The 9,450-nt window shown below is 44.1% G+C and carries 7 protein-coding genes; 2 read left to right on the top strand and 5 right to left on the bottom strand.

Features of this window, described 5'->3' with window-relative positions; translation table 11 throughout:
• Positions 1 to 200: 200 nt before the first annotated feature.
• The 3 genes from gatB to DP116_RS24255 form a co-directional block, all read right to left on the bottom strand.
• Positions 201 to 1,679: an Asp-tRNA(Asn)/Glu-tRNA(Gln) amidotransferase subunit GatB gene (gene gatB / locus DP116_RS24265; protein ID WP_169157595.1), complete on the bottom strand. Its 1,479-nt coding sequence runs from the start codon at positions 1,677 to 1,679 to the stop codon at positions 201 to 203.
• Positions 1,680 to 1,829: 150 nt separating this feature from the next.
• Complete coding sequence (locus DP116_RS24260; protein ID WP_169157594.1) at positions 1,830 to 2,330, bottom strand: HugZ family pyridoxamine 5'-phosphate oxidase; 501 nt, start codon at positions 2,328 to 2,330, stop codon at positions 1,830 to 1,832.
• 362 nt (positions 2,331 to 2,692) lie between these two features.
• Positions 2,693 to 3,349 carry a DUF3386 domain-containing protein gene (locus tag DP116_RS24255; protein ID WP_169157593.1) on the bottom strand — a complete coding sequence of 219 codons (657 nt, stop codon included), beginning with the start codon at positions 3,347 to 3,349 and terminating at the stop codon, positions 2,693 to 2,695.
• Positions 3,350 to 3,730: 381 nt separating this feature from the next.
• On the opposite strand from DP116_RS24255, the gene DP116_RS24250 reads away from it, so the two are divergent.
• Together DP116_RS24250 and DP116_RS24245 are read left to right on the top strand one after the other, a co-directional pair.
• Positions 3,731 to 4,909, top strand: coding sequence for an RRXRR domain-containing protein (locus DP116_RS24250; RefSeq protein ID WP_169157592.1), 1,179 nt, complete (start codon positions 3,731 to 3,733; stop codon positions 4,907 to 4,909).
• Positions 4,910 to 4,974: 65 nt separating this feature from the next.
• Entirely contained in the window at positions 4,975 to 5,652 is a 678-nt protein-coding gene (locus DP116_RS24245) for a helix-turn-helix transcriptional regulator (RefSeq protein WP_169157591.1), read from the top strand.
• Positions 5,653 to 5,760: 108 nt separating this feature from the next.
• On the opposite strand, the gene DP116_RS24240 is transcribed toward DP116_RS24245, so the two are convergent.
• Positions 5,761 to 7,233: a mechanosensitive ion channel family protein gene (locus DP116_RS24240; protein WP_169157590.1), complete on the bottom strand. Its 1,473-nt coding sequence runs from the start codon at positions 7,231 to 7,233 to the stop codon at positions 5,761 to 5,763.
• A gap of 7 nt (positions 7,234 to 7,240) precedes the next feature.
• Positions 7,241 to 9,301 carry an adenylate/guanylate cyclase domain-containing protein gene (locus DP116_RS24235; RefSeq protein ID WP_211173483.1) on the bottom strand — a complete coding sequence of 687 codons (2,061 nt, stop codon included), beginning with the start codon at positions 9,299 to 9,301 and terminating at the stop codon, positions 7,241 to 7,243.
• Between the last annotated feature and the right edge of the window lie 149 nt (positions 9,302 to 9,450).

The raw sequence follows: 9,450 nt of genomic DNA, 5'->3' as shown, positions 1-9,450 counted from the left end.
CTTACAAGACATAAAAAAGGAGAGCCGCTTGGGCAGCTCTCCAGATCATCAGGGTGCATCTACTAAACACAGTATATACTGTTTGGGGTGGGGGGTGTCACCCCCTTTTCCTGATTTATTAGGAAATTTTGTGTAAAGAATTGTTAAGCAAGCACTCACTCGAAGCAATGGAGACGTTGAACCCAACGTCTGTAAAGAGTTTAGCCGTTCAGCTTTTGTTCCACTAATTGGTTTGTGAGTTTGGGTTCTGCGAGTTTATTGGTCTTTTTCAGAACTTGTCCTACAAAGAAGCCTTTGAGATTGGTGTTACCGTTACGGTACTTTTCGAGTTCTTTGGGATTAGCAGCCATGACTTCATCAATGATAGATTCCAGTACGCTGGGATCGGTGATGAGTTCCTTACCTTTAAAGAGTTCTTCAGGAGAAGTCCCGTTTAGGAGGTCTGGAAGTTTTTCTTTGGCGATCGCATTACTAATTTTCCCTTTCTCAATCCGAGTGATCACATCAGCCAGGTTAGCGGGTGTCAAGCCAATTTCGGTGATCTTGAGATCTTTATTTTTGTTGAGGTAGGCGGCGACATCCTGAGTAATCCAGTTCGCAGCAGCTTTGGGATTTCCCCCTGCAGCAATAACCGCTTCAAAATATTCAGCTGTTGCACGTTCTTCTGTCAACACTCGCGCATCATAAGCAGTCAGCCCCAACTCGCTTTCATAATGATCGCGTTTGAGTGCTGGGAGTTCAGGAAGTTGAGCGCGCCACTCTTGTAATTGTTCTTCTGAAACTTCGATGGGAGCTAAATCTGGTTCGGGGAAGTAGCGGTAATCGCTAGAACCTTCCTTAATCCGCATACTAATTGTACGTTGAGAACCTTCTTCCCACAGACGAGTTTCTTGTATGATACGTTCGCCAGCTTCTACTGCTGCAGTTTGCCGTTCAATTTCGTATTCAATCGCCCGTTGGATGGCGTTGAACGAGTTCATGTTTTTGATTTCTACCTTAGTACCAAATTCCTTTTGTCCAATTGGACGCACGGAGATATTGACATCGCAGCGTAGAGAACCTTCTTGCATATTCCCGTCGCTGACGCCGAGGTAACGTAGGATTCGACGCAACTCTTGGGCGTACTCAGCAGCTTCTTGTCCAGAACGCAAATCTGGTTCAGAAACAATTTCTACTAAAGGGACACCAGCACGATTGTAATCTACTAGAGAGTAGGTGGAACCGGAAAGGCGATCGCTCCCCGCATGTACCAATTTCCCTGCATCTTCCTCCATATGCAGGCGCGTGATGCCAATCTTTTTGCGAACAGGGTTACCGTCAGCATCAACTAACTCAATTTCTAACCAGCCATGTTCAGCAATGGGTAGATCGTACTGAGAAATTTGGTAATTTTTCGGTAAATCCGGATAAAAATACTGCTTACGGTCGAATTTGCTATATTTAGCGATTTGGCAATTGAGCGCCAAACCTGCTTTAACAGCATATTCTAGGACTTTTTCATTCAGTACGGGTAAGACACCGGGCAAACCCATGCAAACCGGGTCAATGTTAGTATTGGGGTCAGCACCGAATGCCGTAGAGCTAGAAGAGAAAATTTTGGTTTTGGTGCTGAGTTGACAATGGGTTTCCAGACCAATAATCGCCTCGTATTCAGTTTTGACTAAAGCAGCAGAAGTCATAAAGTCACAAATTAGGCATAGTCCTTCATAGTGGTACTATTTTAGCTTTATTAGGACTTGCTTTGAATGTTTAAATCCTGATGCTTCTTGACAGGAAAACCGACAACAAATCACAAAACGATATTTGGGTTGGTTGCGGTTATTCCTTTCCTATCCTTTGCTTTCACCAGTAACATGAGTTAAGGTGCTGAGGTCATTCGGATCTACCTCATAAGCAGCACCAAAGCCGATGACAAAGCGACCTTTGCTTGGCGTCAGTTGAAAAATGCGGAAGTCTGGTAAATCCCGCAATATCTGAACCATTTCTCCAAAACGCGCTTCAAAGCTATCTACAATTTGGTTCCACAACTCAGTATCACGTTCTACCAAGGTAGCTGTACAGTCAAAAGTTAGACGGCGACGGGCAAAGATTTGTTTAGTTTGAGACTCATCATCAATAAATAATACGCTTGCTTTGGGGACAGCATGAAGATTTTGAGTATGGGTAGAAAGACCACTAACATAAATGTAAATCTTTTTACTTTTATCTATCACAAAAGGAGCATAGCTCGCATTGGGAGTGTTATCAGCACTCACGGTGCTGATAATCAGACTTTGGAAAGAGTCAGTGAAACTTTGATAGGCGGCGAGGGCGGTTTCAAATTGGGACATAGATGATACAACCTGTAGATAAAAAAGTAGTTTATATATGAAGGTTTGAAAAGTGTCCTAAATACCAGAAATTTCTGGAACTTCGCCGGAACCATCTGTAGTCTTATACCCAGAAGGACTTAAAAAATAACAGGGGTTAAACAATGTTTACTAATTTGGCTTTGATTGCTTTTGTGATTCTGTCTGCACCAGTTATCTGTCGTACAACAGAGGTTAAAAACACAAGAAGAACTAAATAGTTATTAGATTTAGATTCTTTATATGGAACCCAAGTAAAACTTATAAGTAACTTGGTAAAAAATAAGTCTATGAAAATACAGGCTAATATATGCACGTTGCATATATTAGCCCTATCAAAAAACTTAAGCAGCAACAGGTTCCAACAACTGAATGTTAGAAAAGATAATTTCCTGAATAGATGGTTGTGCTGCTGTCTGGGTACGAATTTCTCGGCGATTTAGAATAAAGTAATCACCAACCTTTTCGTACTCATCTGTAAACTCGCTTCTTCCGCCTTTTTGTTCACCTGTTTTTGGATCGTGGTAAACAGAGTCATATTCATGGGACAGGTAGCCCTCTCCTGTATCATGACTGCTGAAAGTGTTGATCGTCACAACAACATTGTGGATATGACGGTGGACTAAGCTCACCTCATTATTGCGGACTTTGTAGTAATCGCCCTCAGACTTTCCGCCTAGAAAGATTTCAACTGCACCAGTTTCGTCAGTCGCACCATAGCGAAATGTATTCTCGCCGTGGGTTTGTTCAAAGGAGCGACGAATGCGATGAATCGCTATCTCCCATGCTTGATTGTGAATCACTTGCTTGGCTTGCTCATCTTCTATCTCAAAAACTTCCGCTTTGAGATTTGAGTTGATACGAATTTTACCTGTAAACACCTGCTCGTCTTGCTTATAGGTGACATCTGCAGTGTAACCAGGGAAGTTTGTATCCCAAGTGTAGCGGTTTTCGTAAGCAGCACGAAAAAGTTCTTGAGCGGAAACTTGTGTTACTGTCATTGTTTCTCCTATATATCACCTGTTATATTAGCTTTTTACCTTTGCTGCTATTAGCATAGAAGTAATTATTAAGTTTCGCATAGACCCCAAGTGGGTACACCTTTCAACTACCCTAACCTACCTATGCCTGATGGCGCACTGCGCAAACGGAGTAACGGTTAGGGATTGCTAAGAGCAGACTTAGTAACGCAAGTGTTGAATAGCCCAGTGAGCCTAAACTCGGTCAACACTTCCGGTTGCTTCCCCAGACCGGATTATCTGTAAAACTGTTTGCTCGGTTGTTGGGTAAAGCCAAGACATCTGAGTTTGGGTGGGCGAGGGGACTTACAACTTTACTCGTTCGCGTTTCGCGTCTCCCCTTGGGAGAAGGATTATCTCTTTATGCGAGTACCAGTTTTATCACCAAGTGGGAAACCACTGATGCCAACAAAACCCAGTAGGGCAAGACGTTGGTTAAAAGAAGGAAAAGCAAGGGTTGTACATAACGACCTCGGTATTTTCCAGATTCAGTTAGTTGTTTGCCCTAGGACAACCAATATGCAACCGATAGCAGTTGGTATCGACCCCGGTAAATATTTCACAGGCATGGGTGTACAGTCTGCTAAGTTTACCCTTTGGTTGGCTCACCTCCAATTGCCGTTTCAAATTGTGCGGGAACGCATGGAGCAACGACGCATGGTGCGTAGAGGACGCAGGGGTCGTCGAATTAACCGCAAAGTCGCATTTAAAGTTCGCGCTCATCGGGAGAAGAGATTTGATAATCGCGGAGGGCGCAAAATACCTCCAAGTATCCGGGCTAACCGGGAATTTGAGTTACGAGTACTTGACGAACTGTCGCTGATTTACCCCATTTCTACCGTCGTCTACGAAATAGTTAAAGCGCGTGGTGATAAAGGATTCAGTCCGGTTATGGTTGGTCAGAAGTGGCAACTAACGAAACTAGGAAACGATTGGGATGATGTACGCGAAGTCGAGGGGTGGCAAACCGCAAATATTAGGCAGCAATTAGGTTTGCATAAACAAAAGTACTCTAAAGGTGATACTATACCTGCGACTCACGCTGTAGATGGTATTGCTTTGGGGTGTAGCGCTTTCACTCGATACGGTGCGATTGATTGTCAATCAATGGGCTGGAAAGGTCATGTTAGTATCACACCTGCCCCATTCACAGTTATTCGCCGTCCTCCGGTATCTCGTCGTCAGTTGCATCTGATGGTTCCACTAAAAGGTGGAACACGCCGTAAATACGGTGGCACTGTAACCCGTCATGGGTTTCGCAAAGGGGATTTAATAAAAACTCCTAGTGGTGAAATTGGTTATTGCAGTGGCGATACTGAAAAAGCTTTGTCAGTCAGTGATGCTGATTGGCGTAGATTAGGGCGATTCAGCCCAAAAAAATCTCGGTTGGTACAGCGAAACACGGGACTTATCGTGTTGCCAACTAAGAGATTGTCTAATTTACTGGCAATGCGCGTTCACGTAGCGTGTCCATTCGGTCTCAAGCCGTGCCGCAGGCATAGGACTGAGGATTCAGTGCACGCTACGCGAACGAACCAGTAAATTAGACCCTCGTTTCCTCTCCGACTTGCTTCGCTGAAGTTGGAGTCCCCACTCGGAAAATAAAGATGGAAAAGTCTCTCCAAACTGTATTTCATGAAATAGCTTCTGTGAGCAATGAGCAAGAATTACGACTAGCTCTGATAGATACAGTGGCGGAGTATTTTGGCGTCCAGCATTGGGGAATCCATCTCTTGGATGAGCCATTCCTAACAGAGATTGATGTTCAGGATGTTCCTGGTGTGTGTATGGAAAGCAACCCGGTTGGACGCTACGTCGTTGAACGTCATGCACCAGCTCACGAGCAATTGGTGTTACCAACAGGAGAGTGGAAGCATTTTTGCTCGCGCCATGATCATGAACACGTGATGAGTGGACCAATTGTTTGTGATGGTCGTCTTGTGGGAACGCTTAATCTTGCTCGTGCGAGTGGGACTCCTGCTTTTAACGTCAATGATCTCGCGGACATGAGTGCTTTATGCCTTCATGTTTCCGCAAAACTCGCAACTTTACGCGCAAAACCAAAAACATCTGTTTCCCCGTTAGTCAGTCGTCTGACTCCCCGTGAGTTAGAAATTGCTGAGTTGGTAGCGCGAGGGTTAACCAATGCGGAAATTGGTGAAAAACTTTGGATCACACAAAATTCTGTCAAGCAAGCGCTCAAACGGATGTTCCGCAAGCTGGAAGTTTCAGCTCGTGCTGAAATGGTCGCCAAGCTACAAGATATGGTATCAGTTATTGGTTAAAAGTTAACTATATCTAAATATCTTTTACGAATCGACTTGTGTATTTGTCCGCTCCAGTAATCCCACGTCGCACGCATCAATCTATTCAAGGTGCGCTATCTGACATATCTAAAAATGACGATTGACAGGAACCTCCGCTTGCTGCGCCATATTTACCGATTTCCTTCGTGCTTCTACAATCTGACCTATCTCACGGGCAAGGCTTGGTTGACGTTCTATCATCGTATCGACAACATCTGAATGGATGACAAGAACTTCCAAATCGTTAATCGCAGTCACTGATACTGGATTCGATTCTCCACGAAACAATGCCATTGCACCAAAGAACTCACCACGCGAAAGAGTCATAACCTCTTGCTCTTTTCCAGATTCGTTCTTAACAGTCACCGCAGCCTGACCAGCGATAATAACGTATAAAGCGTTATCAGAATCACCTTGTCGAATGACTTTCTCTCCTGCACCAAAATGCTGTAAAGTTGAACCTTTGGCTAGGTCATCCAAGTTCTCTTGTTGTTTAGTGAGGGGTACAAATCCAGGAATTGAATTTAAGTTTTGTGTCAACTGACTGGAAGGAGTATCTGTCTTGACAGCGGGTTCTGAAGAATATTCGTATCGGTAGCGATAGAGAACAAGGTTGTTTCGCCGTGCTGCATACCAGACTCGCGTCATGAATCTGTCAAGTATTTGCTCCACATTCTCATAGTCCTCGATAAAAAATTCCACCTCATACATAATTGCAGTTTCATCGTAAGATGAGGTTTTGCTCTCTGGCTCAGGTTCAGCTACTATCCCCTGTGTAGATAGAGCAGTACTTGTTAGCACTTGCTTGACAAGGTTGGGGGGACTATCGTAGGAGAAGCCTATCTTGATGCGTTGGTTATACAGGCGTTCTGGTAGGCTGTGATTACAGACGATTTCTTTTCCAATAACCTGATGAGGAACTATAATGACTTGGCGCTGGAGTGTGAGGAGGCGAACAGACCGCCAATTGATATCAATCACCTGACCTTCAACTTTCTCTCCAACACGCAACCAATCACCCACATTGAAAGGACGCTCAAGAAGCAGCGTAATGCCAGACATAATACTGCCCAATGTGTCCTGAAGCGCCAAACCGATCACAACTGAGCCAACACCCAAGGCGGTCACCATACCTGCCAAATCTGCACCCCACACGAGTGCTAGAACAATTGCGGTTCCTACCAATACCAAAAACAACCTGAAGAGGTCTGTTAGCAGTTTGGGCATTTTTGCGCGCCATGTATTTGCCTCAGCTTCTGCAAACAGAATTGTATTGATTAGGGAGAGGGCTGCGTGGATAACAGATATCCAGAATAGCGTTTCGACAATCTTGACAAAACTCCCGCCAGTGTTCACTTTCAGAATATATTTAAAGAATATCATGAACATGAAGACGGGCAAGACGAGGTTCTTGACAATCCGCACCGTAGCTGCTATTGGTTTACGGCGCATTTGCAACAGATGAACAACCTCTCCCAGTACGATGACAAGGATTGGGAACCCGAATGCTACAGTTAACATCCAGATAAAATCTTGGTTGTGCAAGCTGATGTTATGCATTTGTTTTCTACCTTGGAACGCTGACTGTTTGCTGGATACCTTTAAGTTGCCAAGCCACTAGCTTTTGCTTTCCGCTTTCTTGGATTTCCCCAACCGGCTCAAATTCGTAAAGGTCGCGCAGGCGATCGCAGATGTTTTGAGAAACGAAAATTCCTCCTGGCGGACAAGCCGACTTCAACCTATTAGCAGTGTTAACGGTATCGCCCCAAACATCATAGAGCAACTTATCTTTGCCAATAACTCCAGCAACCACATCTCCGGAGTTAATACCAATCCGCAAGTCCAAGTGCAAATCTTTTTCATAATTAAATCGACGAACAAATGCAAGCATCTCCGAAGCAAATTCGACCATACGTTTGTCATGATCCAGACGCGGTACACTAAGCCCGCATACAGCCATATAACCATCGCCGATAGTTTTAATCTTTTCTATGCCGTATTTTTCTGTCATTTCATCAAATGCAGTCACCAGTTCATTAAGCACGCCAACAACTTCTTGAGGGGACATTGATTGAGAAAGCTTGGTGAATCGCTCGAGGTCGGAAAACAAGACCGAGACATTAGAAATCTGATCGGCAATTTCTCTATCGCCCTGTTTGAGGCGTTTGGCTATTGCGGGACTAAATATATTTAAGACTAATGCTTCATTTTCGCGATTTTTCTGTTCGATTAGTTGAGTTTCGGCGCGAAGGCTGTCTATCGTTTGGTTAAATGATTTAGCTAACTCTCCAAATTCATCTTGCGAACCAGATTTGACAACGGCATCAAATTCTCCAGCCCCCACCTTGCGGGCGCTAGCGATTAACGTCTTGATGGGTTTGACAAAGATTGCGGTCAGCGACATGGCAACAAGTGTGATCAGCGCGATAATTAAAGTAGCCGCAATCAAAATTGTTTTTTCAAACGAGTGAATTGGGGCATAGGCTTCAGAAACATCCATCTCCGCTAAGATAGCCCACTTCAATCCATCAATATCTAGTGGAGCATAAGAACTCAAAACTGGAATATCACGATAATCGTTGATCACCTGCGTGCCCTGTTTCCCAAACAACGCTTCCTTCACTGCTTTTGTTTGTACTTCCTGTAGAAGAATTGTAGTCTTGAACTCTTCGATTTTCTTGACAGTATTTTCATCAGTGCCGATAGACCGTAGGGTTTTTGCATGACCTTTTGGGTCTTCAATCTGGAAACGAGACGCAGAACGCATTAGATAATCTGGTCCGACCAGATAAGTTTCTCCGGAATCGCCCAGACCATTTTGTTTCCAATGTTTGTTCCCAGTCATCACATTGTTAATTTTGTCAACGGGAAGCTGGAACGCCAAAATACCAATAAACTCCGGGCCGTTAAAGATTGGGGCAGCGATAAAAGCCGCAGGCGCACCGTAGGAAGGGCTGTACGGTTTAAAATCTACTATTTTCACATAGCCCTTTCCGTTTGCCCCTCGTGCGGCGGCGATCGCTTCTGCTAAATTACTCTCCTTGTAGGGACCGTTGGTCAAGTTTGTGGTAAAATCGGCTTCTTTAAAAACCGTGTAGACAACGCTTCCTTCGGGATCGATCAAAAACATGTCGTAGTAACCATATTTTTCAACTATATTGCGAAAAATCGGGTGGTAGCGGGCGTGAACGCGGCTGTAAGAGCTGGCGTCTCCTGGTTGGTCAAGGAGAAGTTTTTTGCCTGGGGGGTTGGGGTTAGCTGCGATGTAGTGGTACTGTAGGTAACGGGCAGCAGTTGTTTTTGGCGTATAAGATGCGAGAACGGGCGAACCCTCGTTAGTTCGCGCCAGTTTAGTTAGAAATTTTGTCTGGTAGTAGGTATCAATTTTTTTGTCAAAATCCGCTGGGACTTTTGATTCTTCAAGTTGGCGATAAGCCGTCTTAAACTCCTGCATAGCGGCGACGACTGTCAAATCTTCGCTTAAAGTCTGGCTATGGTTGTAAAGGTTTTCAAAATAATCTTGGATTTGATAAGTTTTGACAGCCCGAAGGCTGGTTAATTGGTTGAATATTTTTTCGGTGAGAATAGATTTACCAGCATTAGAGCAGATAAAGGTGCTCGCGAGCATAGCGCAAAGGCTGACGACCAACAACATTACTAAAAGTTTTGTCTTGATACTTACACCTAGGCTATTGAAAAATCGCGGAAAGTTAACATTGTTAATATTTTTTAATTTCTTCAAAAGCATAAAATAGATTTTCTTTTTTTATCTAAGTA

Source organism: Brasilonema bromeliae SPC951, from assembly GCF_012912135.1.
Classification (GTDB): domain Bacteria; phylum Cyanobacteriota; class Cyanobacteriia; order Cyanobacteriales; family Nostocaceae; genus Brasilonema; species Brasilonema bromeliae.
This window is presented reverse-complemented; position numbering and strand designations above follow the sequence as displayed.

Bases quoted from the DNA above. Each gene is read 5' to 3' on its own strand.
- gatB (WP_169157595.1), bottom strand. From the start codon at position 1,679: ATGACTTCTGCTGCTTTAGTCAAAACTGAATACGAGGCGATTATTGGT.
- DP116_RS24260 (WP_169157594.1), bottom strand. From the start codon at position 2,330: ATGTCCCAATTTGAAACCGCCCTCGCCGCCTATCAAAGTTTCACTGAC.
- DP116_RS24255 (WP_169157593.1), bottom strand. From the start codon at position 3,349: ATGACAGTAACACAAGTTTCCGCTCAAGAACTTTTTCGTGCTGCTTAC.
- DP116_RS24250 (WP_169157592.1), top strand. From the start codon at position 3,731: ATGCGAGTACCAGTTTTATCACCAAGTGGGAAACCACTGATGCCAACA.
- DP116_RS24245 (WP_169157591.1), top strand. From the start codon at position 4,975: ATGGAAAAGTCTCTCCAAACTGTATTTCATGAAATAGCTTCTGTGAGC.
- DP116_RS24240 (WP_169157590.1), bottom strand. From the start codon at position 7,233: ATGCATAACATCAGCTTGCACAACCAAGATTTTATCTGGATGTTAACT.
- DP116_RS24235 (WP_211173483.1), bottom strand. From the start codon at position 9,301: ATGCTCGCGAGCACCTTTATCTGCTCTAATGCTGGTAAATCTATTCTC.